Genomic DNA, 22,066 nt, shown 5'->3' with positions numbered 1-22,066 from the left:
CGGCGGGAGTTGGCCCAACGCCGAGGTAGCCCCCTACCGCGACCGCCAGTGCGCGCCGATGAACGCGCGCAGGTCGCGGTAGCAGATGATCTCCATCTCGCGGAGCGCGACCACCTTCTCGGCCAAGTCGCCCCGGTCGAACCGGGTCCGGGCCGTGGAGACGGCCGCGAGGTAGGCCGCATAGCGCTCGGAGTCCCCCGCCAGCAGGCGCCCGTCGTTGAGCATCGCCAGGGCCATCACGGCCACGAGCGCGCCGGCCGTCACCTCCAGGGCCAGCTTGACGTCGGTGTCCCCCGGCCCACGACCCATGCCGACGACCAGCACCGCGGCGATCGCGCCGGTGACCACCGCCGCGCCCAGCAGCAGCCGGCTCAGCATCCGGACCACCGCGGCCCGCTGGCCGGGCGCGCCCAGCGAGGCGCCCAGCTTGCGCTCCACATAGTCGATCTGCCCGTCCATCCGCTGCCCACGCAGCAGCCGCAGCAGCAGCTCCAGCTCGGCCGAAGGCTCAGGCGGCGCGGCCGGGGTCGACCACTCGGGCGCGACCCAGGCCTCGGCGTCGTCGTCGACCGGGCCGGCCAGCTTCGGGATCTGGCCCGGAAGCTCTTCCGGATCGGGCAGGTGATCCAGCAGACGCCCCCGCGCCATCTTCCACTCGCCCAGCGCCGCATCGTCGGTCATGGCGCGCGACGCGAGGTCGAGGTTGGCGAGCACCGCCTGGAAGTACAGCGCCCGGACCCGTTCGGCTCCGAACCGCTGCCCCAGCGCGCGGGATTTCGATTTCGCGCCGAACCTGTGGAAGCCCATGGTCGTCAGACCCGCGACCACCAGCGCGGCCGCCACCATCTCCACCGCCCGCTCGGCGCCGATGGCCAGCGGCGAGGCCAGCGCCAGCACCAGCCCCAGCGCCGCCAGCCCCACCGAGAGCAGGCCGAACCTGCGGTCGCGCAGGCCGTGCTTCGTGGCCGGCGGATCGTACTTGGCGAACAGCGCCCGCAGCTCAGGCCAGTCCAGCACCCGCAGCGCGCCCGGATGCCGCGCCCCCAGCGCCGCCCGCGCCTCCTTGGTCTGCAGGACGTCGTCGTTCGTCCAGTCGGCCAGGGCGTCCTGGAACAGACCCTGGCGTTCGTCGCGGGGATGGCCATAGCGGCCGACCGTGGTCATCGCAGAAGTCCCCCCGCCCGCATGCGTCCACCCTGACGCCCCTGGCGCACTATAGCGCAGGCGCCGCGGACCGGGGCGCCGCAGTCGCCAACGGCCGCACATGCTTCAGCAGCGCATGGTGGAAGGCCTCGGGCATGGCGAACACCGCGCTGTGCCCGCCGCCCGGCAGGGTCACCCAGGTCTTCGACGGCGCCTGCAGGCGGTCGTAGTATTCGCGCGCCAGGACGGTGGGCGTCTGGATGTCCTCGTCGCCCTGGATGATCACCACCGGGACGGGGATCGGCGCCGGGGCCGCGCGGTCGGTGTACGCCATCATCTCCGGGTAGAGGCGGCTCACGCTGAACTCGCCGGCCTCCAGCCAGTCGCCGATGTCACCCAGCCCGACGTTCGGCGCCGAGAGCGCCGCGGTGACGGCGTTCCGGTAGAGGTCGCGTTCGCTGGCCGGCGGATGGGCCATCAGCACCTTCCGTTCGTCCAGCAGTTCGGCCATGTCGGCGTAGGGCGGCGGGCCGATGGCTTTCAGCGTCTCCAGCGCCTTGGTCTCGCCGCGCGCCGTCAGCCGGGCCACGAGGCCCTCGTAGCCCACGGACTCGTTGGCGACCATGTCGACCACCTGGCCGGCGCCCACATAGGCGTGCAGCAGGTCAGGCCGCCGCCGGGCGACCTGGACGCCCACGATCGAGCCCCACGAGACGCCCAGTACAACCGCCTTCGGCTGCCCCGTGCGCGCCAGCGCGTGCTGGATCACCTCGACGGCGTCGGCCGAGATCCGGTCGATGGACATCGTCCCCGAGCCCTCGGGTCCGTTGCGCCCGAACGTCCGGCCGGCGCCGCGCTGGTCCCATTGCACGACGGTGAAGTCGCGCTCCCAGGGCCGCATCGCGTCGTAGGCGATCAGTTGGAACGCCGCGCCGGGACCGCCGTGCAGGATGACCAGCACCGGGTTGTCGCGATCCTCGCCGCGGACCGAGACCCACTGGTCGATGCCGCCGATGCGGACGAAGCCCGCCTCGCTGATCGCGTCCGACCCCCTCAACGCCAGCCGCTCGGCAGCCTGGGACTGGCGCAGCATGCGGTAACCGGCGAGACCCGCGCCCACGACGACGAGCAGCGCCAACAGTCCCAGCAGCCCCAGCCCGATCTTCCGCAGCATGCGTCGCCCCCGCGATGTCCGCCGACACTAGACGAATCGCCGCCACGGCGGCGAGGGGCGCTACGGCGCGTTCGGGCGCCCCTGGCTGGCGTTCAGTCGTCGTCGTCGTGATTCGCGTGGTCCAGCGCGGCATGTTCGCCGCCCTCGCCCGCCTCGGCGTGCGCGTGCGGCTGGAAGGCCTGGGGGTCGATCCGGATAGCGCCCGCCACCGCAGCGGCGACCGCGAGCCCCGCCAGCGGCAAGGCGTAGATCGCGGCCGGCTTCGCATCGGCGGCGCCGGGATGGCGGTCGCTGGGCTTGCGGCCCGTCACCATCGCCCGCACCAGGTTCTCGCGGGTGGCGAAGGACATGACGATGACGCCGACCACATGGACGCCGATCACGGCCAGGAGGCCGTAGGCCAGCGCCTCGTGCAGGTCTTCCCCGCCGCCGGTCAGCAGGGTGATCCCGGTGACCACCGAACCCGCGACCAGGGCCAGCATCGCCACCACCGCCAACGCGCCCAGCGGATTGTGGCCGAGTTCGGCCGCCGGCCTGCGCCGTAACAGGTCGCCGACGTGGCTCACGAGGCGCTCGGGCCGCAGAAAGTCGGTGAAGCGGGCGTGCTCGCCGCCCAGGAAGCCCCAGACCAGCCGAAACACGATCAACACCCCAGCGATCCAGCCCGCCGCCTGATGCCACTGCGCCAGCGCGCTGTCCTCCTCGGACGACAGGAAGGCCAGCACAATCGCGGCCACAAGCGCCCAATGAAACAGCCGGGTCGGAAGGTCCCAGACCTTCAGGCTGGCGGGGCGCGGGAATGAGGTTTCGGTCATGGCATCAATCCTCTGATAGCCCGCCCAAACCCCGGATAGGCCTCACGCCGGCACGACCCCATGACCTCGATCAATGCGCCCGCTTGGCGGATCGGGCAGATGAGACGAGCCTCGGCGCAACCGCCTCTCGCTCCCAATCGCAAGGACCCGCCATGGCGCCCCGCCATCTCGAACGACACATGGTCCAGCGCATCGGTTGGCTGCGCGCCGCGGTGCTGGGCGCGAACGACGGCATCGTCTCGACCGCGAGCCTCGTGGTGGGTGTCGCCGCCGCCTCGCAGGGGCGCAGCGAGATCCTGCTGGCGGGCGTGGCCGGCCTGGTCGCCGGGGCGTTCTCGATGGCGGCCGGCGAGTACGTGTCGGTCAGCTCCCAGGCCGACACCGAGGCCGCCGACCTGGCGCGGGAGCGCGGCGAGCTCGCCACCCAGCCGGCCGTCGAACTCGAGGAGCTGGCGAGCATCTACGTGGCCCGCGGCGTCGATCTGAGCCTGGCCCGACAGGTGGCCGACCAGCTTATGGCCAAGGACGCGATCGGCGCTCACGCCCGCGACGAGCTTGGCATCTCCGAGATCACGACGGCCCGCCCGATCCAGGCGGCCATCGCGTCGGCCCTCACCTTCGCGGCGGGCGCGGCCCTGCCTCTGCTGGCGGCGCTGCTGGCCCCGCCGCCGCTGATCGTGCCGGTCGTATCGGCTGCGGCGATCCTGTTCCTCGCGATCCTGGGCGCGGTCGGCGCGCGGGCTGGCGGGGCAGGAATGGGCAAGGCCGTCGTGCGCGTGACCTTCTGGGGCGCGCTGGCGCTCGCGGCCACCGCCGGCGTGGGCGCCCTGTTCGGCGTGGCGGCCTAGGACTCCTCGTCGTCCTCGGCGGCCTCGTCCTCGGTTCCGGACTCCAGCACCTTCATCGCCTCGTGGAAGCGCTTGAGGGCGCCGATCGAGGCCTGCACCCGCTGGGTGGCGGCGGCGACGTCGCCCTGGGCGCCGTTGATGACCGCCAGGTTGGTGCTGGCGATGGCGTCCGCAAGAGCCTTCAGACAGCCCTTCAACGCGGCGAAGTCGGCCGCGACGTCCGGGCCCTCTTCGCCGTCGTCGCCGTCATCGATGAAGTCGTCGAGGTGGACCATGCGCGTCTCCGGAATTCCGCCGGCTAAGTGCCGCCGGATGCGACGTAAGTCCATGGCGCATAGCCTGGAGCCATGCCCGGCCCGCCTTCGCGTCCGCGGCGATGGTGCTAGCCTCACCGGAAACGTGAGGGAGGATCGGCGTGCTGAAGGCCGTGCTGGGGTTGATGTTGGCGCTGGGTCTGGCGGGCGCGGCGCAGGCGGCGTCGAAGCTTGAGACCATCGAGCTCGCCTCGAAACTGGTCCCGTCTCCGGTGAAGGTCGCCGTGCTGCTGCCCGACGGCTACCAGCCGAGCCAGAAACTGCCGCTGATCCTGATGCTGCACGGCGGGGGCGGCGACGAGGGCTTCCTCACCCAAATGCGGCCCATCGTCGAGGCGGCCTGGGCGGCGAATGAAGTGGCGCCCGCGGTGGTGGTCACGCCCAACGTCCAGCGCTCGCTCTACATGGACTACAAGGACGGCTCGCAGAGATGGGAGACCTTCCTCGTCACCGAGATGATCCCTGAGCTGCGCCGCCGCTACGGCCTGTCTGCCGAGCGCAGCAAGACCGTGGTCACGGGCATCTCCATGGGCGGCCTGGGGTCCTTGCGCCTCGGCTTCGACCACCCGCAGGTGTTCGGCGGCCTGGCGGCGCTGGAGGCCGGGATCGAGCCGGCGCTCAGTTTCGAGGACGTGAAGATGCGCAACCGCTTTCAGCGCAACGACGCCTTTTTCAAGACGATCTTCGGCGACCCCGTGGATCGCGACCTCTGGAAGCGCTCCAACCCGGCCAACATGGTCATCGCCAACCGCCAGGCGATCCTGGCCAGCAAGCTCGCCATCTACATCGAGGTGGGAGACCTCGACATGTTCCACCTGGACGAGGGCGTGGAGTTCCTGCACCGCGTGATGTGGGACCATGGCGTCCCCCACGAGTACCGGCTGGTCCGCGGCGCCGACCACCTGGGCCGGACCATGCAGCCGCGCATGCGCGACGCCCTGAAGTTCCTGGACCGCGAGGTCCTGCGGCCCAGTCCGCCTGACGACAGCTTCGCCGACCGAAAGGCCGCGATCGACCGCCTGCGCCGCTCAATGGGCGTGCCCGATGACGAGCCGCGCCCGCCCTTTCCATCGACGAGCCCCGCCCGATGATCCTTCGCCGCACCCTGCTGGCCGCCGCGCCCGCCGCCCTGGCCCTGCCGGCCAAAGCCGCCGACATCGCCGTTCGCGGGTCCAAGGCCTATTCCGAGAGCGCGATGGTGATGACCGTCGGCCTCGACGGCGCCAGCGCCATGACGCTCCGCTTCTGCCGCTTCCCGGTCGAGGGACAGACCTGGCTATGGTGCCATATCTTCCATGAGGGTCGCTTCTACGCTTTCACCAGCCACGACCTGCCGTGCAGCAGCGACCGCCTAGCCGGCTCTCCGGTGGCCGAGTATCGGGCGAACCCGCTGAAGGCTGAGTTGGTCCGCGTTCGGCGCGGCGGCGGCGCCATGCCCGCCGTGCGGCTTTCGGCCGAGCTGATGTTCCACGAGAGCCGGTCGGCGCCCCATGGCCCCGGCAAGATTCCCGGCCGGATCACCTGCCAGTTCCTGGGTGTCAGCCCCCTGGGGGCGCAGGTGCTGGAGGGCCGCGACGAGATCTACGGTTTCGTCGAGGGCGAGGCCGAGATCGGCGGACGCAAGCTGCGCCTGAACGGTCCGTCCAAGTTCCACGAGCAACGCCAGGAAGCGCCCCGGTTCGACCAGCCGTTCAACTATGCCTGGCTGTCCGGCGACAGCGCCAACGCCACCACGCTGCTGGGCGCGAAGGGCGCGAGCGGCGGCTGGCAGCTCGACGGGGCCGAGACCGCGCTCAGCGACATGGTGCTTGACCCGCCTGGCGCGGACCGCCGCGTGACGTGGAAGTTCAAGGACGGCCGCGCGATCCCCGGCCACCTGAAGGCCCTCGTCCGCTACGAGATCCCCGTCTACGACCGCAAATGGCAGGGCAGTTTCGTGCAGGGCGACGGGCCGGGCCGCAAGGTGGTCGGCGCCATGAACGACTGGCTGGCTGAGCCCGACATATACGTCGCCGCGCGAGCTCGGAACGCGGCTTAGACTGCGCCTTCAAGGGGCCCCTGCAAGGGGGCCCGCCGGCAAGCGTCACAACTGGTTGACCCAGCGTCAGAGGAAGCGCAGGCTCCGCACATCGCCTGACTGAGACAGGCGGCAAGGGCGCGCCCCGGCGGCCCGCTACAAACGCCCTCTCCGCCTCACGGCCAAATCGGCAATGGGGACGGTCTGGACGGGCGCACTTCCGGGGGACGCCTCTGGCGTCTGCCGCAGCCTGGCGTGGAGACCAAAAACTCCACAAGGGATTGCGAGGAAGAAGTCATGCATACCGAACCGCACACCGGCGATGTGAAACATCACAAGCCGAAACACCTGGCCGAAAAGTTCGAGGGGATGGTCGGCGTCATCATGGTGGCCGCGATTGTCCTGCTCGCCGTCGGGTTCATCTACGGGATCGTCACCACCGGCAGCGCCGACCCCAAGTGGATGCAGTAGCGTCCCGAGCTGAACTCTAGAGATCGCGCGCCAGCACCAGGTCGTCATAGGTGTTGGCGCCCACCTGAAACTTCCGGACGCCCGCCTGTGCGAACCCCTGGCGGGCGTAGAAGCCGATTGCGCTGGCGTTCTCGCCATAGACGCCCAGCCAAAGCCGTCTTGCGCCCCGCGCCCGCGCCGCCTCGCAGACGGCGCCCATCAGGCGCGCGCCCACGCCGCCGCCCTGGAACTTCGACAACAGGTAGATGCGCTTAAGCTCCAGGTCGCCAGGCTCGACCGCCACCGGCAGGTCTGGCGGGCTCAGCATCGCGTACCCCACAAGGCCGCCCAGTCCGTCGATCTCGACCCCCCAGAAATCGTAGCCGGACTTCCCCAGCCACCCGGCATAGCGCGCCTCACCGTGCTCGTGGCGGCAGTGATAGACGATGTCGGCCGCGGGCAGCACCGAGGCGTAGGTCTCGAGAAACGTCGCCTGTCCCACCAGCGCAAGGTCGGCCACATCGTCGGGGCCGAGCCCCCGGATGTTCAAGATCATTTGTAACCCTTACCTCGCGGCGCCCTGTTCGCCGTCCGGAGCGTGGGCTACCACTCCAACTAACCAACGATAAGGGGAGGAACGTCATGGGCGATCGCGTGAAGGGCAAGGTGGCCCTGGTCACGGGCGGGGCCAGCGGCATCGGCCGGGGCTGCGCCGAAAAGCTGGCGTCGGAAGGCGCCTTCGTCGTCGTCACCGACATCCAGGATGCCCTGGGCGCCGAAGTCGTCGCCGGCATCCAGAAGGCGGGCGGCAAGGCCGAGTACGTCCACCACGACGTGACCCAGGAAGATGTCTGGGCCGACGTCGTCGCGGGCGTCCGGGAACGCCACGGCCGCCTAGACTTCCTGGTCAACAACGCCGGCATCGGCATCGGCGGCTCCATCCTGGAGATGAAGCTCGAGGACTGGCGCCGCCAGACCGCCATCAACCTCGACGGCGTGTTCCTGGGCACCAAGCACTCGATCCCGCTGATGCGCGAGAGCGGCGACGGCGGCTCGATCGTCAACATCTCGTCGGTGGCGGGCCTGAAGGGCTCGGCCAACCTCGCCGGCTACTGCGCCACCAAGGGCGGCGTGCGCCTGTTCACCAAGGCGGTGGCCATGGAGTGCGCCAACGCCAAGGACGGCATCCGCGTGAACTCGGTGCACCCCGGCCTCATCGAGACGCCGATCTGGGTGACAGTGGGCCAGGCGGTGAACCCGCTCGCCAACGCCCCGCCGGACCTCGACGCCATGTCGGCCATGGCCGTGCCCATGGGCGTGAAGGGGTGGCCCGAGGACATCGCCAATGGCGTCCTTTGGCTCTGTTCCTCCGAGAGCCGATACGTGACCGGCCAGGAGCTGGTGATCGACGGCGGCCTGACCGTTCGCTGAGCTTCTCCGCTCCCGCCGCGAAGCGGAGAGGAAAAGGAGCTCAGATCTCGAAAGCCGCCTTGGCGCGCTGGTAGCCTGGCCGGGCCATCATCCGTTCGCGATGGGCGGCCAGGCGCGGCGGGATCTTCTGGTCCAGTGCGCCCGTCCACATGCCCAGCGCGGTAGAGACCGCGATGTCGGCCAGGGTCAGTTCATCGCCCACGAAGAACGCGCGCTCGCCCAACAGGTCCTCGGCATAGTCCAGCGCGCGCTTCACCTGGGCCTCGCAGAAGTTCAGCGTCCAGCCCGACTTTTGGTCGGCGGGGGCCATGAATCTGGTCCCCATCATCGGGTTCATCAGCCCGCCCATGGACGCCTCGCCGGCCACGACCAACTGCAGCACGCGCGCCATCTGCGCAGGGTCGGCGGGCAACAGCGGCGTCGGACCATATCGCTGGGCCAGGTAGAGCATCATCGCCACGGACTCGCCCATAGCCACGCCGCCCTCGTCCTCGAGAAAGGGGACGGAGCCCGGCGGGTACTTGGCCTGGTAGTCGGCCGGCGGCGGATAGGCGAAGGCCTTCGCCTCGTAGGCCAGCCCCATCTCCTCGCACTGCCAGACCACCCGCAGGCCGCGCACGCCGCCGATGAAGTTGTAGACGCGGATCATGCCGCCGCCAGTTCGGCCAGCAGCTCGTCCATCCGGTCGTAGCCCATGGCCATGCCGTCGCTCATGCCGCTCTGCAGGGCGCCGTCACGGGCCTCCTTCGAGACGAACCGCATCGTGAGGGTCACCGTCGTCTGGCCGCCTGCCTCCTCGAACAGCAGCGTATTCACCGCCTCGCCGCTGAAGCCCTCCATGCTCTCGGTGGTCACGATCTTCTCGAACGGCACGATCTCGAGATAGGTCCCGCCCGAGCCGAACTCGGTCCCGTCCGCGTCGCTGCGCCAGCGGTGGCGATAGGCGCCGCCCACGGTCAGGTCCACCTCGCACACCGGCATGCTCCAGCCCGGCGGGCCCAGCATCCAGCGGCGGAGCAGGTCGGGCTGGGTGTGACAGTCCCAGGCCAGTCTGGCGGGGGCGTCGAACACCCGCACCACACGGATTTCGCGATCGGACGGGGTGGTGACGTCGACGGGCTTCGGCATCGGATCAGTCCTTCTTGGCCTTGAGCTCTTCCAGGAGATTGTCGAGGCGGGCGTAGTTCGCCTCCCAGAGCGCGCGATAGCGTTCGATCCACAGGTTCGCCGCCTGCAGCGGCTTGGCCTCGATCCGGGCGGGGCGGCGCTGGGCGTCGCGGCCGCGGCGGATCAGGCCCGCCCGCTCCAGCACTTTCAGGTGCTTGGAGACCGCCGGCTGGCTCATCGAAAAAGGCTCGGCCAGTTCCGCCACCGAGGCGTCCCCCAGCGCCAACCTGGCGAGGATCGCCCTCCGGGTAGGGTCCGCCAGGGCGGCGAACGTGGCGTCGAGCTGTTGTTCGTAACTCATCAGTTATGGAACTAGTTGGTTATATACATGCCGTCAAGTCGACGGGTGTCCGTCTGTCGTCTACAGCCGGAGCATGACGACCCTCCCGACCCTGCATGTGATTTTCGGCCCGTCCGGCGCCGGCAAGACCGTCTACGCCCACAGCTTCGCGCGCCGGGAAAAGGCGGTGGCCTTCGTGCTCGACGAGTGGATGGCCCAGCTCTTCGCGCCCGACATGCCCCAGCCCATCGAGTACGAGTGGATGATCGAGCGGGTTCAGCGTTGCGAGGCTCAGATCTGGTCCGTCGCCGCGGGCGTGCTGGCGACCGGCACGCCGGTGATCTTCGATATCGGCCTGATGCGGAAGGCAGACCGGGCGCGGGTCCGCGAGATCGCCGAGGGCGCCGGGCTGCCGCTGACGTTCCACTATGTGACGGCGACCACCGAGGTCCGCCGCGCCCGCGTGGCCGAGCGCAACGTGGTGCGCGGCGAGAACTTCGCCATCGAAGTCCCCCCCGAGCACTTCGACTTCATCGAGGGCGTCTTCGAGACCCCCGATCCGTCTGAACTGGAAGGCGCGATCATCAGCGAGAGCAACTGACGCTAGCTGACGGTATGAACAAGTCATACCATGGTGGTCGACAGGAGCCGCCCGATGCCGATCCAGAAGCGCACGTTCAGCCTCGCCGAAGAACAGGCTGAGTATATCGACGCCAAGGTCGAGGCCGGCGAGTTCGCTTCGGCCAGCGAGGTGGTCCGAGCCGGCATACGCGCGCTGAAGGAACGTGATGAAGCGATCGAGCGCTGGCTGCGGGAAGAGGTCGTGCCGACCTACGACGCGATGAAGGCTGATCCGTCCCGCGGCATCCCCTTGGCAGACGCATTCGAGGAAATCACCCGGCGGCGAGAGGCGCGAAACAAAGATCGTCCTTGATCCGTCGTCACGTCATCTTGTCACCTGAGGCGCTCGACGATCTAGACGCCATCGACCAGTGGATAACGAACGCGGCTTCGCTCACGACCGCAACAAGGTACCTTGGGCGGGTCAGGGACTATCTCGCGGGGTTCGATTTCGCGTCGGAAAGGGGCGCCAAGCATGACGACCTCATCCCGGGTCTGCGGACAATTGGGTTCGAGCGGCGCCTGACCATCGCATTCTCGGTTTCCGAGCTGGGGGTCACCATTCTCCGCGTCTTTCGGGCCGGCGAGGATTGGCGATCGGCGTTCTAGGGAGGCGCCAGGGCATGATGCGGACAGCGACCATTCTTGCGGGGCTTCTGATGGCGACGACGGCGAATGCGGCGGAGCGGTTTCCCGAGCTCAGGCCCGAGCAGATGACGCCGGCGCAGAAGCAGGTGGCCGAGGCGATCGCCTCAGGCCCTCGAGGCTCGATCCGCGGCCCCTTCAACGCCTGGCTTCGCAGCCCCGAGCTGGCCGACCGGCTGCAAAAGGTGGGCGAGCACATTCGCTACAGGTCCAGCCTGCCGCCACGGCTGAACGAGTTCGCGATCCTGATCACCGCGCGGCACTGGAACGCCAAGTTCGAGTGGTACGCCCACTACCCGCTGGCGCTGCAGGGCGGCCTCAGGCCCGAGGTCGCCGCTGACCTGGCCAAGGGGCTGAAGCCCCGCGGCATGGCTGACGACGAGGCCGCGATCTACGACTTCTGCACCGAGCTGCGCCGCGACCGGAAGGTCAGTGACGCCACCTACGCCCGCGTCCACAAGCTGTTCGGCGACCAGGGCGTCATCGACCTCATCGGGGTCAACGGCTACTACGACCTGGTCTCGATGACCCTGAACGTCGCCGAAGTGGCCACGCCGCCCGACGGCGCGTTGCCCCTCCCTGACCTGGACTAACGGATCGGCGGGCCCAGGATGCGGGGGCCGCACGGCCTCAATGGCGCGATCTTGCCCGGCGGCCATGGCATTCTCCACGCGGCGTGCTTAGCTAAGGCGCGCAGGTCGCGCGGCCAGGCGCCGCCTCGGTCCGTCGGGCCGATGACCTCACTCACCTGCGGTCTTGCTTTTTGCGGCGCACAATCCTAGCATCTCTGCCCCCGGGACGCGTGCGCCCGCGGCCGGGTTGGGGATCCACCAAGGCGAACTTCGAGTCACGATGGAAAAAGTTCCGATGACCGCCGAGGGCTACAAGGCCCTCGACGAAGAACTGAAGCGTTTGAAGACGATCGAGCGGCCCGCCGTGATCGCCGCGATCGCCGAGGCGCGAGCTCACGGCGACCTGTCCGAGAACGCTGAGTACCATGCCGCGAAGGAGCGGCAGGGCTGGATCGAGGGCCAGATCGCCGACATCGAGGACCGCATGGCGCGCGCCCAGGTGATCGACGTCTCGAAGCTTTCGGGAAGTCAGATCAAGTTCGGCGCGACCGTCTCGGTCGTGGACGAAGACACCGAGGAAGAGGCTCGCTACCAGATCGTGGGCGAGCACGAGGCCGACGTGAAGCGCGGCCGGGTCTCCATCACCTCGCCGATCGCACGTGCGATCATCGGCAAGGAAAAGGGCGACGTCGTGGAGGTGATCACCCCCAGCGGCGGCAAGTCCTACGAGATCACCAAGGTGGAGTGGGTCTGATCCACGCCTGATGGCCACCGGCGGGCGTCCCTTACGGATCTGGGCCGTTTCCGACGGCCGCGCCGGCATCGAGGCCCAGGCCCTGGGTCTCGCGGAAGCGGTGGCTCGCCTGCGCCCGGCCCACATCGCCACGCGCCGGATCGGCTGGCGCGCCGGGCTGGGCCGACTGCCGTGGAGGCTGATCCCGCCGGCGGCGCGCACCGGCGATCCGATCGAGGCGCCGTGGCCGGACATCTGGATCGGCGCCGGCCGGGCCACCCTGCCGCTGTCCACGCGGATGCTCACCTGGGCCGAGGGCAGGACCTTCGTGGTTCAGACCCAGGACCCCAAGGCGCCGCTCAAGCGCTTCGACCTCGTCATCCCGCCCGAACATGACGGCCTGACCGGCCCCAACGTCTTCCCCATCCTGGGCGCGCCGAATCGCATCAGCCCCGAGAAGCTGCTGATCGAGCGCGCGCGCTTCGCAGAGCGGATCGATCCCCTCCCCCATCCACGCGTGGCCGTGATCATCGGCGGCAAATCGAAGGCGCACGACCTGCCGCGTCAGGCCGCCCTTGCGATCGCGCGCCGGATCGCGGCCGGCGTCGAGGCCGCCGGCGGCTCGATCCTGCTGAGTTTCACACGTCGCACGCCACGCGTCGCGCGCGAGGCGATGACCGCCGCACTCGCCCACCTACCGGGCATCATCTGGGACGAGACAGGGGAGAACCCCTATTTCGCCTTCCTGGCCGCCGCCGACGCCATCCTGGTCACCGAGGATTCGACCAATCTGGCCACCGACGCAGCCGCGACAGGCGTCCCGTTGTTTACCATTCCGATCCCCGGCCACAGCGCCAAGCTGGGCCGCTTCCACGACGCCCTGCGCGCCCGCGGAATCGCCCGGCCCTATGTCGGCGACCTGACGGGCGAAGCCTATGAACCGCTTGCGGAAACCGACCGCGCCGCCCGCGAACTGTTGCGCCGATACGACGGATCGTCCTGATCGGGGCAAGAAAGACAACCGCGAGCAATGGTTTCTTGCCCGGTTCGCCTGTCGCGGTAACTTTAGCTAAGGAATTATGAGTAGCCTCCCGGCAAGGGACGCAACCGAATCGCTTTTGGGGGCCGCACAGTGGCGACTTACTTTTTCAACGACATCACGGCGGAACAGGCGCTGGCTTACAACGCCGGCACCGACCAACTGATCTTCCAGGGCGATCTCTCGGCCTCCCAGGTCTCGGTCAGCTTCGTGCCGTTCACGATCAACACGCCGGACTACATCATCATTTCCACGCCTACGCGGTCGGTGACGTTCGCCGACCCGGGCCCCCGGAACGACAACGACTTCCTGCTCCCCGACGGTTCGCTGCTTCGCATCGGCACGACGGGCAACGATTCCCTTGCTGGAGCCGGCCTGCGTGACGGCCTCTATGGCGGCACGGGTTCGGACACCATCGACGGCGCGGGCGGCAGCGATCTGCTGCAAGGCAACCAGGGCGATGACAGTCTGGTCGGCGGCGCCGGCGACGACGTGATCTACGGCGGCCGCGACAACGACACCATCTCGACGGGTACGGGCGGCACGGCCACCGTGTTCCAGTTCGCCCAGGGCAACCTCGGCGACGACGTCATCATCGGCGGCACGGGCCGCGAACTGCTTCTCGGCGGCCAGGGCAACGACACCATCGACGGCACGGCCGGCGGCGGCGACTTCCTGCTCGGCAACCTGGGCGACGACAGCCTGACGGCCGGCTCATCGGCCGACACCGTGGGCGGCGAAGGCGGCAACGACACCATCACGGGCGGCGGCGGCGCCGACTCCCTCGCCGGCGGCGACGGTAACGACATCATCACCGGCGGCACGGCCAGCGACACCATCGACTCCGGTGAGGGCGACGACGTCGTGACGGCCAGCACGGGCGCCAACATCATCGTGACCGCGGGCGGCAACGACCTCGTCACGGCGGGCTCGGGCGCCGACTACGTCGACGGCGGCGCGGGCAATGACAGCATCGGGGCCGGCGACGGCGCCAACACCATCACGTCGGGCGTGGGCGACGACAGCATCACCTCGGGCATCGACGCCGACAACATTACGTCCAGCGACGGCGCCGACACCATCGCCGCCAGCGACGGCGACAACGTGATCAGCGCGGGCATCGGCAACGACCTCGTCAGCTCGGGTTCAGGCAACGACAACATCACGCTCAGCGACGGCGACGACACGCTGACCAGCGGCGCGGGTGAAGACACCGTCGACGGCGGCACAGGCAACAACGTCATCACCCTGGCCGGCGGGGGCACGGTCAGCACCTCCACCGGGACCGACACGATCTCGACCTCGACGGCCTCGACCATCAGCTCGGGTGGCGGCGCCGACAGCGTGTCCTCGGGCGCCGGGGCCGACAACGTCACCCTGGGCGACGGGGCGGACTCCCTCACCGACACCGGCGGCGCGAACACAGTCTTCGGTGGCGCGGGCGACGACAGCATCACGACTGGCGCGGGCTCCGACGTCATCGACGGTGGCGAAGGCGTCAACACGATCGTCGCGGCCGGCGGCAACAACAGCATCACCAGCGGCTCGGGCAACGACAACATCAGCGCCACCGCCGGCAACGACACCGTCAACTCGGGTTCGGGCGACGATACGATCAGCACGGGCGCCGGCCTGGACATCATCAGTTCGGGCGCCGGTAACGACAGCATCACCTACACCAACCGCGGCTCGATCCTGGCCAGCGACGGCGACGACACCGTGGACGGCAGCGCCAGCACCGTCGACAGCATCATCGACGGCAACAACGGCAACGACTCGATCAATAGCGGAACGGGCGCCGACACCATCACCGGCGCGGCCGGCAACGATACGATCACGGACGCCGGCGGCTCCAACAGCATCACTGCGGGTGAAGGCAACAACGTCATCACCGCGGGCGGCGGCGCCGATACCCTGTCCTCCGGATCGGGCAACGACACCATCACCGGCGGAGCCGGCGCCAACATCATCGATGCGGGCAGCGGCGACGACTCGATCATCGGCGGCGCCAACGCCGACAACATCACCGGCGGCCTCGGCGCCGACACCATCAACGACACGGGCGGCGCCAACACCATCAGCGCCGGCGAAGGCGCCAACAACGTCACCGGCGGCGCCGACGACGACGTCATCACCACAGGGTCCGGCAACGACACGATCGACGGCGGCAACGGCGCCAACTCGATCAACGCCGGCGAAGGCAGTAACCAGATCACCGGCGGCACGGGCGCCGACACGATCGTGTCGGGCGCCAGCGGCGACGTCATCAATGCTCTCGGCGGCGCCAACTCGGTGAGCTCCGGCGGCGGAAACGACACTGTCGACGGCGGCGCGGGGACCGACTCGATCACGGCCGGGACCGGGGCCGACAGCCTCGGCGGCGGCGGCGGCGCTGACATCTTCTTCTTCGCCAACGGCGACACTGGTCTCAGCGTCGGCACCGCCGACCGGATCGACGACTTCTCAGCCGACGACAAGTTCGAGTTCGGGCTCGCTCCCGGAACCGGCGCCAACTACTTCGAAGGCGCGGCTGGCGGGGCGGACGATTTCGCCGCGGCGCTGGCGGCGGCCAACACCGCCCTGGACGGCACGGTGATCTACGCGGCGATCAGCTACGCGGGCGCGTCGACCGTGGGGGTCTTCGTCGACACCAACGCCGATGGGACCGCGGACCAGGTGGTTATTCTGGTCGGCGGCGCTCTTGCCGACGTCAGCTCGGCCAGCTTCCTCTAGGCCGGCCGACAAATCGTACAGCGAGGGCCGCCCTTCGGGGCGGCCCTTTGCGTTTGGGGCCGCATCGGGTCATGTGAGGCGGATGATCCTCGCCATCCTCCAGGCCCGCATGAGTTCCTCGCGCCTGCCCGGCAAGGTGCTGAAGCCGCTGTGCGGCCGCCCGATGGTGCTGCGCCAGATCGAGCGGCTGTCGCGCTGCCGCCGGCTTGACCGGCTGGTCGTCGCCACGAGCACCGAGACCTCCGACGATCCCCTGGCCGAGGCGATGACCGCAGAGGGCGTAGCGGTCCACCGCGGCCCCCTGGACAATGTGCTGGCCCGCTTTGTCGGCGCGCTCGACGCCCATCCCGCCGACCACGTCGTGCGGCTCACCGCCGACTGCCCGCTGACCGATCCCGACGGCGTGGACGACACGATCGCCCTGCACCTGGAAAGCGGCGCCGACTACACCTCGAACACCCCTGACACCTTCGCCTTTCCCAAGGGCCTGGACGTCGAAGTCGTCACGGCGCCGGCCCTGCGCCGCGCCGCCGCCGAGGCCTCCACCGCCGAGGAACGCGAGCACGTCACCTGGGGCCTCTACAACGGCGACCACGGCTACAAGACCGCCTGGCTGAAGAGCGCGCACGCCGACGACGGCGACATCCGCTGGACCGTCGATACGCCCGACGACTATGCCTTCGCCGTCGCGGTCTACGAGGCGCTCTACCCCGGCAATCCGGCCTTCACGTCGGCGGACATCCGCGCGCTCCTGGCCGTCCGCCCCGATCTTGCCCAGTTCGGAGGTCATCGGCGGCTATGACCGGCCCACGTATCCTCTTCGTCGTCGACGCCGGCCCTACCGTGGGCGGCGGCCACGTCATGCGCTCGCTGACCCTGGCCAAGGCGCTGGAAGCCCAGGGCGCGACCTACGCCTTCGTCGGTCCGCCCGCGGTCAGCGACCTGCTCGACACCTACGCGCCCGACGCCGCCCGCATCTCCGCCGAGGACCTGGCGGCCGCGGCGGTCCGCGAGTCGTTCGATGCGGTGGCCTTCGACCACTACGGGCTGGCCGAGCCCGACCACCGCACGATGGCCCAGGGCCGCCCGACCCTGGTGATCGACGATCTGGCCGACCGCCCGCTGGGCGCCGATGTCGTCGTGGACGCCGGACCCGAGCGGAAGGCCGCCGACTACCAGGGCCTCGTGCCCGAGACCTGCCGCCTGCTGCTGGGCCCCAGCTTCGCCGCCGTGCGCCCCGAGTTTGCCGCCCTGCGGGGTCCCGCCCTTGCCTGGCGCGGCGAGCCCGTGCAACGGATCCTGATCAGCATGGGCCTGACCGACGTGGGCGGGATCACCAGCCGTATCGTCGAGATCGTCCGGCGCCGCTCGGGCGAAGCGGGCCTCGACATCGTGCTGGGCGCGGCCGCCCCCAGCCTGCCCGGCCTGACCAAGATCGCGCGGCGCGACCCGCGCCTGATGCTGCACGTCGACACCCAGCATATGGCCCGGCTCACGGCCGAGGCCGACATCGGCGTCGGCGCGCCGGGCTCCACGACCTGGGAGCGCTGCATCCTGGGCCTGCCCTCGGTGCTGGTCGTCCTGGCCGAGAACCAGCGCCCCGCGGCTCGCGCCATGGCCGACCGTGAAGCCGCCCTGGTCGTCGACGTGGGCGATCCCGAGTTCGACCAGAGCTTCGACCGCGCGCTCTGGAACCTGCTGCGCGATGCAAACTTGCGCCGCGACCTGGCCCGCAAGAGCTCCGAACTTTGCGACGGGCTGGGCGCCGGCCGCACCGCCGAGACGTTCCTCACCCTGATCGCGGCGCGCGCCGCCTGAACGCCACGACCCGCCCGACCCGTTGAGGGTGCGACTTTCTCGTATCCTTAACCGAGTGTTTTCTTCCGCGGTCCAAGCATGACCGCATGCGATCCCTGCGCGAGATTCGTGGCCTGAAGTACCCCGACGAATTCGTCGTGCGGCACTTCTTCAAGCGTGGCCTGAGCGAACGGACCGGCCGGGTGCTCGAACTGGGCTCCGGGACCGGCAACAACCTGTCGCTCTACCAGACCTGGGACTGGACCTGCGTCGGCGTCGACTACGACGCCGGGGCCCTGGCCGATGCGCGGCATAACCTGGGCGACGGGCCCGAGTTCATCCAGGCCGACCTGTCCAAGGGACTGCCGCCGCTGACCGGCCCCTTCGACGCCCTGATCATCCCGAACCTGCTCTGCTACCTGACGCTGAGCCAGGCGACGGCGGTGCTGAGCGAGCTGAAACCGCTGCTGGCGGCGGGCGCCGAGGTGTTCGTCCGTACCCGCCTGATCGACGACTACCGCTATGGCCGCGGCGTCGAGGAGGAGCCCGACGGCTTCCGCCTGGCCACGCCCGAGACCGGCGAGGCGGGCCTCTTCAACCGCTTCTACACGCAGCACGGGCTGGTCGACCTGCTGGTCGGGACCCTGGGATTGACCGATCGCAATGAACTGGCGGTCCGGTTCGACAACCTTCAGGCGGGCCGGCGTGTGCCCGGCAACAGCGACCTGGTGGTCTGGGGGAGGGTCCCGTGAGTCGGGTGAAGATCGTCGGCGGCGGCCTGACCGGCATCCTGGCCGCCTTTCAGGCGCACGCCATGGGCGCCACTGACATCGAACTGCACGAGCGGTTCGACAACCTGGGCGGCGTGGCCCTGCCCGACGTCCGCAACGGCCTGGAGATGCGCGAGGGCTGCATCTACTTCGGCCCCAGCACGGATCCGATCCGCGCCCTGCTCGAGACCCACGGGCTTGAGTTCCAGGATTTCGACAATCGCTTCGGCTCGCTCTCGCCCGGCGAGGTTTACATCGAGGACTTCGGCGGGCCCGGCTTCGCCTGCGCCGACATCACGCTGACCGCCCCCGTCGGTCCCAGTCTGGCCGACCGCCTGGACTGCTATCCGGCTGCCCTGCGAGACCCGCTGGTCCGCTATGCGCACTGGCACCTGGGCTGCGACCTCTCGACCGTGCACGAAAGCGCCGCGACCCCGCTGGCGATCAACCGCAGCTATCCCGTCGGCGCCGACCTGGAGACCCTGGCCGAAGCGAAGAAGACCGATCCGCTGGCCAACGAGCTGCTGGCGATCCCGCGCCATCTCTGGGGACACACCAACAACCTGCAGGCCAGCCTGCCCGTCGGCGGATTCCCTGCCCTGCTGCGCGGCTGTCGCAAGGCGCTGGAGGCGATCGGCGTCGCCATCCACGAGCGCGACCTGGTCTCGCCGCGCCAGGCGCTCGCCGAACATGCCGGCGAAGTCCTGGTCTGGGCCGCCAATCCGACGCCCCTGTTCAAGGCCGCCGGCGTCCCCGTGCCCCGGCTGCTGCCCAAGAGCTTCGCCACCTACACCTTCGAAGCCCGCTGGACCGGCGCCCTGCCCTTCTACGTCCAGAACTTCACGGCCGAAGGCAGCTGCTTCCGGGTCTACATCTACGAGAGCGGCGGCAAGACGCTGCTGACCGCCGAGTGCGTGGCCGAGGACGGCGGCGACGAGCTGAGCTGGGACATCCATCGCCTGCTGAAGGGTTTCGAGGGCGACCTCACCCTGGGCGACCTGCTGGCCGCTTCGATCAAGCCACGCTGGATCTACCACACGGTCGACGCCATCCAGCGCCTGGCCCAGCTGCGCGCGACGCTGAGCGATCGCCTGGGCCCGGCCTTCGTGCCCGGCGCCTGGGAGCCCTACGCCAAGGGCGAGAAGTTCGTCGAGATGGACGCGGCGCTGTCGGCCGCGCTGGGCGTGTCGAAGGCCAAGGCCGCCGCCTGATGGCCCAGCCCGCCGGAGGCAGAACCGCGGCCATCATGCAGCCGACGTACCTGCCCTACCTCGGCTACTTCCACCTGATCGCCGCCTCCGACGTGTTCGTCTTCCTCGACGACGTCCAGTTCGCCCGCCGCTCGTGGCAACAGCGCAACCGCATCTGGGGCGCCGCCGGCGAGGTGATGCTGAGCGTGCCCGTCCAGAAGACCGACCGCGACGCGAACATCAGCGATATCCGGCTCTCCGACGCCGAGCCGTGGCGCGAAAAACACCTCAACTCGATCCGCCACACCTATGCGAAGCGCCCGTTCTTCGCCGAAGGCATGGCCTTCCTGGAAGACCAGTTCGCGCAGCCGGCGGCCGGCCTGGGCGACCTCAACTGCGGCCTCATCCAGACGGCCGCCGCCCGGCTCGGCCTAGAGCGTGAGTTCGTGCGGGCCAGCACGCTGGGCGCGCCGGGCCAGCGTTCGGACCACCTGCTGGCCATCTGCCGGGCTGTGGGCGCCACCGACTATCTCTCGCCGATGGGCAGCCACGACTACATGGAGGACGACGGCGTGTTCGCCGCCGCCGCCTTCCCTGTGCGCTTCCAGGGGTTCGTCGAGATCGCCTACCCGCAAGGCCGCGAGCCGTTCACGCCCTACATGGCCTTCATCGACGCGGTGATGAACCTGGGCTGGGCCGGCACAGCCGAGCTGATCGCCCGGATGCAGGCCTCACGCGGCGCGTGATCGGTTCGCCTGGGTCCCGCTGTAGACGAACGCCGCATCGTCGAGGTCGATGAGCGGAAGCTCGTCCTTCTCGCGCCAGTAGTCCTGACTGTGCTGCCACTCGGGCTTGTCGCCGCGCTTGGGCAGCAGATGCATGCCGCGCATCAGGTAGCCCGGGTTGAAGTTCTCGGGGTCGATCCACGACAGCAGGGGCATGTCCTTGTCCTGCGGGCGCAGCGCCACCTCGACCTTTCGGGCCTGCTTGCCGTCCATGTGCTGGAGCAGCCGGCAGACGAAGTCGGACACCAGGTCGGCCCGCAGCGTCCAGCTGGCCCGGAAATAGCCGAACACCCAGACCATGTTGGGGACGCCGGTGAACATCATGCCGCGATAGGTGACGGTGTCGCCGAAGTTCAGCGGCTTGCCGTCGATCACGAAGTCGATGTCGCCCAGGGCGTTGAGGTTGAAGCCGGTGGCCGTGACGATGATGTCCGCTTCGAGGGTTTCGCCGGACTTCAGCAGGATGCCCTTTTCGGTGAAGCGCTCGATCTCGTCGGTGACCACCGAGGCCTTGCCCTCGGCGACCGAGCGGAACAGGTCGCCGTCCGGCACGAACGCGATCCGCTGGCGCCACGGCCGGTAGCTGGGCGTGAAGTGCTTGGCGGTGATCTCGGGGCCGACCAGTGAGGAGACCCCTGCCAGCAGCTCGGCCTTCACGGCCTCAGGCTCCTCGAAGGCGCGGCGGGTGAACAGGTCGCCGTTGTACAGCTGCTGGCGCCGGACGATCTCGTGGATCCAGGTCTCGTCCACCTTCAGCAGGCGCAGCTGGTCGGCGATGTCGATCGCGTTGCGGCCGGGGATGAAATAGGTGGGCGAGCGCTGCAGCAGGGTCACGTGCGCGCAGTCGTCGGCGATGTTGGGCAGCAGCGTCGCCGCCGTGGCGCCCGAGCCGATGATGACCACCTTCTTGTTCTTCAGTTCAAGGTCGGACGGCCAGGTCTGCGGGTGGATGATCTGGCCCTTGTAGTCGGCCATGCCCTCCCACTCGGGCGTGTAGCCCTCGGACTGGCGGTAGTAACCCTGGCACATCCACAGGAAGCCTGCGGTGAAGCGCAGCTGTTCGCCGGTGTCGGTGCGCGTCGCCTCGATGGTCCACAGGTTGTCGCCCGACGACCACTCGGCGCGGTCGATGCGGTGGCGGTAGCGGATGTGGCGGGCGAGATCGTTCTCTTCGATCACCTCGCCCATGTAGTTCAGGATCTCTTCGGCGGTGGCGATCGGCGGGCCGACCCACGGCTTGAAGCGGTAGCCGAAGGTGTAGAGGTCGCTGTCCGAGCGGATGCCGGGGTACTTGTGGGTGAGCCAGGTGCCGCCGAAGCTCTCCAGCGTCTCCAGCACCACGAAGGACTTGTCGGGGCATTGCTGGGTCAGATGATAGGCGCCGCCGACGCCCGAGATGCCCGCGCCCACGATCAGGACGTCGAAGTGCTCGGCCGCAGCCCCTTGTGTCGTGCTCATTCCAGCAACCCTCCCAGTCTATGTTTCGCGGCAGATTCTACGACCCGCCCACGCCGACCTTGATCTGTATCAAGATAGGTTATC

26 protein-coding genes are annotated in these 22,066 nt (G+C 69.2%); 17 read left to right on the top strand and 9 right to left on the bottom strand.

What is annotated here, in order from left to right; translation table 11 throughout:
• Nucleotides 1–33 precede the first annotated feature (33 nt).
• From ACQ66R_RS19370 to ACQ66R_RS19360, 3 genes are all read right to left on the bottom strand, one after another.
• Nucleotides 34–1,164: a hypothetical protein gene (locus ACQ66R_RS19370; protein ID WP_430424595.1), complete on the bottom strand. Its 1,131-nt coding sequence runs from the start codon at nt 1,162–1,164 to the stop codon at nt 34–36.
• A 49-nt stretch (nt 1,165–1,213) separates the two neighbouring features.
• Complete coding sequence (locus ACQ66R_RS19365) at nt 1,214–2,317, bottom strand: alpha/beta fold hydrolase (RefSeq protein ID WP_430424593.1); 1,104 nt, start codon at nt 2,315–2,317, stop codon at nt 1,214–1,216.
• A 92-nt stretch (nt 2,318–2,409) separates the two neighbouring features.
• On the bottom strand, nt 2,410–3,132 hold the full coding sequence (locus tag ACQ66R_RS19360; RefSeq protein WP_430424591.1) for a cytochrome b/b6 domain-containing protein: 723 nt from the start codon (nt 3,130–3,132) through the stop codon (nt 2,410–2,412).
• A gap of 152 nt (nt 3,133–3,284) precedes the next feature.
• Between ACQ66R_RS19360 and ACQ66R_RS19355 the strand changes: the two genes are divergently transcribed.
• The gene (locus ACQ66R_RS19355) at nt 3,285–3,980 is read left to right on the top strand and encodes a VIT1/CCC1 transporter family protein (protein WP_430424589.1); all 696 of its coding nucleotides are present in this window, start codon (nt 3,285–3,287) and stop codon (nt 3,978–3,980) included.
• On the opposite strand, the gene ACQ66R_RS19350 is transcribed toward ACQ66R_RS19355, so the two are convergent.
• Entirely contained in the window at nt 3,977–4,255 is a 279-nt protein-coding gene (locus ACQ66R_RS19350) for a hypothetical protein (RefSeq protein ID WP_430424587.1), read from the bottom strand. The genes ACQ66R_RS19355 and ACQ66R_RS19350 overlap by 4 nt on opposite strands.
• Before the next feature lie 140 nt (nt 4,256–4,395).
• Between ACQ66R_RS19350 and ACQ66R_RS19345 the strand changes: the two genes are divergently transcribed.
• The 3 genes from ACQ66R_RS19345 (at nt 4,396) to ACQ66R_RS19335 (ending at nt 6,782) form a co-directional block, all read left to right on the top strand.
• Nucleotides 4,396–5,385: an alpha/beta hydrolase gene (locus tag ACQ66R_RS19345; RefSeq protein ID WP_430424585.1), complete on the top strand. Its 990-nt coding sequence runs from the start codon at nt 4,396–4,398 to the stop codon at nt 5,383–5,385.
• Nucleotides 5,382–6,332 (top strand): hypothetical protein, encoded by a 951-nt coding sequence (locus ACQ66R_RS19340; RefSeq protein WP_430424583.1) that lies wholly within the window; start codon nt 5,382–5,384, stop codon nt 6,330–6,332. The genes ACQ66R_RS19345 and ACQ66R_RS19340 overlap by 4 nt, the downstream gene beginning before the upstream one ends.
• A gap of 276 nt (nt 6,333–6,608) precedes the next feature.
• Nucleotides 6,609–6,782, top strand: coding sequence for a hypothetical protein (locus tag ACQ66R_RS19335; RefSeq protein ID WP_430424581.1), 174 nt, complete (start codon nt 6,609–6,611; stop codon nt 6,780–6,782).
• Between the two features lie 16 nt (nt 6,783–6,798).
• Here the strand turns inward: ACQ66R_RS19335 and ACQ66R_RS19330 are convergent, their stop codons facing one another.
• Nucleotides 6,799–7,317, bottom strand: a complete 519-nt coding sequence (locus ACQ66R_RS19330) for a GNAT family N-acetyltransferase (protein WP_430424579.1) — start codon at nt 7,315–7,317, stop codon at nt 6,799–6,801.
• A gap of 86 nt (nt 7,318–7,403) precedes the next feature.
• On the opposite strand from ACQ66R_RS19330, the gene ACQ66R_RS19325 reads away from it, so the two are divergent.
• Nucleotides 7,404–8,192, top strand: a complete 789-nt coding sequence (locus tag ACQ66R_RS19325; RefSeq protein WP_430424576.1) for an SDR family NAD(P)-dependent oxidoreductase — start codon at nt 7,404–7,406, stop codon at nt 8,190–8,192.
• A gap of 40 nt (nt 8,193–8,232) precedes the next feature.
• Here ACQ66R_RS19325 and ACQ66R_RS19320 read toward each other — a convergent pair whose 3' ends face one another.
• From ACQ66R_RS19320 to ACQ66R_RS19310, 3 genes are read right to left on the bottom strand one after another with little or no spacing between them, the layout of a single operon-like run.
• Entirely contained in the window at nt 8,233–8,841 is a 609-nt protein-coding gene (locus ACQ66R_RS19320; RefSeq protein WP_430424574.1) for a glutathione S-transferase family protein, read from the bottom strand.
• Nucleotides 8,838–9,320, bottom strand: coding sequence for an SRPBCC family protein (locus ACQ66R_RS19315; RefSeq protein WP_430424573.1), 483 nt, complete (start codon nt 9,318–9,320; stop codon nt 8,838–8,840). The genes ACQ66R_RS19320 and ACQ66R_RS19315 overlap by 4 nt, the downstream gene beginning before the upstream one ends.
• Before the next feature lie 4 nt (nt 9,321–9,324).
• A complete protein-coding gene (locus ACQ66R_RS19310) occupies nt 9,325–9,660 on the bottom strand; it encodes an ArsR/SmtB family transcription factor (RefSeq protein WP_430424571.1) in 336 nt (111 codons plus the stop codon).
• Nucleotides 9,661–9,733: 73 nt separating this feature from the next.
• Here ACQ66R_RS19310 and ACQ66R_RS19305 point away from each other — a divergent pair, with 73 nt between their 5' ends.
• From ACQ66R_RS19305 to ACQ66R_RS19250, 12 genes are all read left to right on the top strand, one after another.
• The gene (locus ACQ66R_RS19305) at nt 9,734–10,240 is read left to right on the top strand and encodes an AAA family ATPase (protein WP_430424569.1); all 507 of its coding nucleotides are present in this window, start codon (nt 9,734–9,736) and stop codon (nt 10,238–10,240) included.
• A 54-nt stretch (nt 10,241–10,294) separates the two neighbouring features.
• The gene (locus tag ACQ66R_RS19300; RefSeq protein ID WP_430424567.1) at nt 10,295–10,573 is read left to right on the top strand and encodes a type II toxin-antitoxin system ParD family antitoxin; all 279 of its coding nucleotides are present in this window, start codon (nt 10,295–10,297) and stop codon (nt 10,571–10,573) included.
• The gene (locus ACQ66R_RS19295) at nt 10,570–10,869 is read left to right on the top strand and encodes a type II toxin-antitoxin system RelE/ParE family toxin (RefSeq protein WP_430424565.1); all 300 of its coding nucleotides are present in this window, start codon (nt 10,570–10,572) and stop codon (nt 10,867–10,869) included. The genes ACQ66R_RS19300 and ACQ66R_RS19295 overlap by 4 nt, the downstream gene beginning before the upstream one ends.
• 50 nt (nt 10,870–10,919) lie before the next feature.
• Nucleotides 10,920–11,498 (top strand): carboxymuconolactone decarboxylase family protein, encoded by a 579-nt coding sequence (locus tag ACQ66R_RS19290; protein WP_430424563.1) that lies wholly within the window; start codon nt 10,920–10,922, stop codon nt 11,496–11,498.
• A gap of 259 nt (nt 11,499–11,757) precedes the next feature.
• Complete coding sequence (gene greA, locus ACQ66R_RS19285) at nt 11,758–12,231, top strand: transcription elongation factor GreA (RefSeq protein ID WP_430424561.1); 474 nt, start codon at nt 11,758–11,760, stop codon at nt 12,229–12,231.
• 10 nt (nt 12,232–12,241) lie between these two features.
• Nucleotides 12,242–13,213, top strand: a complete 972-nt coding sequence (locus tag ACQ66R_RS19280) for a mitochondrial fission ELM1 family protein (RefSeq protein WP_430424559.1) — start codon at nt 12,242–12,244, stop codon at nt 13,211–13,213.
• 129 nt (nt 13,214–13,342) lie between these two features.
• Nucleotides 13,343–15,982 carry a beta strand repeat-containing protein gene (locus ACQ66R_RS19275; RefSeq protein ID WP_430424557.1) on the top strand — a complete coding sequence of 880 codons (2,640 nt, stop codon included), beginning with the start codon at nt 13,343–13,345 and terminating at the stop codon, nt 15,980–15,982.
• Between the two features lie 82 nt (nt 15,983–16,064).
• Nucleotides 16,065–16,784, top strand: coding sequence for a cytidylyltransferase domain-containing protein (locus ACQ66R_RS19270; protein ID WP_430424555.1), 720 nt, complete (start codon nt 16,065–16,067; stop codon nt 16,782–16,784).
• Nucleotides 16,781–17,800, top strand: coding sequence for a UDP-2,4-diacetamido-2,4,6-trideoxy-beta-L-altropyranose hydrolase (gene pseG / locus ACQ66R_RS19265; protein WP_430424553.1), 1,020 nt, complete (start codon nt 16,781–16,783; stop codon nt 17,798–17,800). Before ACQ66R_RS19270 ends, pseG begins: the two co-directional genes overlap by 4 nt.
• Nucleotides 17,801–17,886: 86 nt before the next feature.
• The gene (locus tag ACQ66R_RS19260) at nt 17,887–18,531 is read left to right on the top strand and encodes a class I SAM-dependent methyltransferase (protein ID WP_430424551.1); all 645 of its coding nucleotides are present in this window, start codon (nt 17,887–17,889) and stop codon (nt 18,529–18,531) included.
• A complete protein-coding gene (locus ACQ66R_RS19255; protein ID WP_430424549.1) occupies nt 18,528–19,760 on the top strand; it encodes a flagellin modification protein FlmF in 1,233 nt (410 codons plus the stop codon). The genes ACQ66R_RS19260 and ACQ66R_RS19255 overlap by 4 nt, the downstream gene beginning before the upstream one ends.
• A 35-nt stretch (nt 19,761–19,795) precedes the next feature.
• Nucleotides 19,796–20,485 (top strand): WbqC family protein, encoded by a 690-nt coding sequence (locus tag ACQ66R_RS19250; RefSeq protein WP_430424547.1) that lies wholly within the window; start codon nt 19,796–19,798, stop codon nt 20,483–20,485.
• Here the strand turns inward: ACQ66R_RS19250 and ACQ66R_RS19245 are convergent.
• Complete coding sequence (locus ACQ66R_RS19245; RefSeq protein ID WP_430424545.1) at nt 20,471–21,982, bottom strand: flavin-containing monooxygenase; 1,512 nt, start codon at nt 21,980–21,982, stop codon at nt 20,471–20,473. The two genes, ACQ66R_RS19250 and ACQ66R_RS19245, sit on opposite strands and share 15 nt — an antisense overlap.
• Between the last annotated feature and the right edge of the window lie 84 nt (nt 21,983–22,066).

Source organism: Phenylobacterium sp. (assembly GCF_965284355.1).
Taxonomy (GTDB): domain Bacteria; phylum Pseudomonadota; class Alphaproteobacteria; order Caulobacterales; family Caulobacteraceae; genus Phenylobacterium.
The sequence above is the reverse complement of the archived record's forward strand: the minus strand, read 5'-3'. Positions and strand labels throughout refer to the sequence as shown.

Bases quoted from the DNA above. Each gene is read 5' to 3' on its own strand.
- ACQ66R_RS19370 (WP_430424595.1), bottom strand. From the start codon at position 1,164: ATGACCACGGTCGGCCGCTATGGCCATCCCCGCGACGAACGCCAGGGT.
- ACQ66R_RS19365 (WP_430424593.1), bottom strand. From the start codon at position 2,317: ATGCTGCGGAAGATCGGGCTGGGGCTGCTGGGACTGTTGGCGCTGCTC.
- ACQ66R_RS19360 (WP_430424591.1), bottom strand. From the start codon at position 3,132: ATGACCGAAACCTCATTCCCGCGCCCCGCCAGCCTGAAGGTCTGGGAC.
- ACQ66R_RS19355 (WP_430424589.1), top strand. From the start codon at position 3,285: ATGGCGCCCCGCCATCTCGAACGACACATGGTCCAGCGCATCGGTTGG.
- ACQ66R_RS19350 (WP_430424587.1), bottom strand. From the start codon at position 4,255: ATGGTCCACCTCGACGACTTCATCGATGACGGCGACGACGGCGAAGAG.
- ACQ66R_RS19340 (WP_430424583.1), top strand. From the start codon at position 5,382: ATGATCCTTCGCCGCACCCTGCTGGCCGCCGCGCCCGCCGCCCTGGCC.
- ACQ66R_RS19335 (WP_430424581.1), top strand. From the start codon at position 6,609: ATGCATACCGAACCGCACACCGGCGATGTGAAACATCACAAGCCGAAA.
- ACQ66R_RS19330 (WP_430424579.1), bottom strand. From the start codon at position 7,317: ATGATCTTGAACATCCGGGGGCTCGGCCCCGACGATGTGGCCGACCTT.
- ACQ66R_RS19325 (WP_430424576.1), top strand. From the start codon at position 7,404: ATGGGCGATCGCGTGAAGGGCAAGGTGGCCCTGGTCACGGGCGGGGCC.
- ACQ66R_RS19320 (WP_430424574.1), bottom strand. From the start codon at position 8,841: ATGATCCGCGTCTACAACTTCATCGGCGGCGTGCGCGGCCTGCGGGTG.
- ACQ66R_RS19315 (WP_430424573.1), bottom strand. From the start codon at position 9,320: ATGCCGAAGCCCGTCGACGTCACCACCCCGTCCGATCGCGAAATCCGT.
- ACQ66R_RS19310 (WP_430424571.1), bottom strand. From the start codon at position 9,660: ATGAGTTACGAACAACAGCTCGACGCCACGTTCGCCGCCCTGGCGGAC.
- ACQ66R_RS19305 (WP_430424569.1), top strand. From the start codon at position 9,734: ATGACGACCCTCCCGACCCTGCATGTGATTTTCGGCCCGTCCGGCGCC.
- ACQ66R_RS19300 (WP_430424567.1), top strand. From the start codon at position 10,295: ATGCCGATCCAGAAGCGCACGTTCAGCCTCGCCGAAGAACAGGCTGAG.
- ACQ66R_RS19290 (WP_430424563.1), top strand. From the start codon at position 10,920: ATGGCGACGACGGCGAATGCGGCGGAGCGGTTTCCCGAGCTCAGGCCC.
- greA (WP_430424561.1), top strand. From the start codon at position 11,758: ATGGAAAAAGTTCCGATGACCGCCGAGGGCTACAAGGCCCTCGACGAA.
- ACQ66R_RS19280 (WP_430424559.1), top strand. From the start codon at position 12,242: ATGGCCACCGGCGGGCGTCCCTTACGGATCTGGGCCGTTTCCGACGGC.
- ACQ66R_RS19270 (WP_430424555.1), top strand. From the start codon at position 16,065: ATGATCCTCGCCATCCTCCAGGCCCGCATGAGTTCCTCGCGCCTGCCC.
- pseG (WP_430424553.1), top strand. From the start codon at position 16,781: ATGACCGGCCCACGTATCCTCTTCGTCGTCGACGCCGGCCCTACCGTG.
- ACQ66R_RS19260 (WP_430424551.1), top strand. From the start codon at position 17,887: ATGCGATCCCTGCGCGAGATTCGTGGCCTGAAGTACCCCGACGAATTC.
- ACQ66R_RS19250 (WP_430424547.1), top strand. From the start codon at position 19,796: ATGCAGCCGACGTACCTGCCCTACCTCGGCTACTTCCACCTGATCGCC.
- ACQ66R_RS19245 (WP_430424545.1), bottom strand. From the start codon at position 21,982: ATGAGCACGACACAAGGGGCTGCGGCCGAGCACTTCGACGTCCTGATC.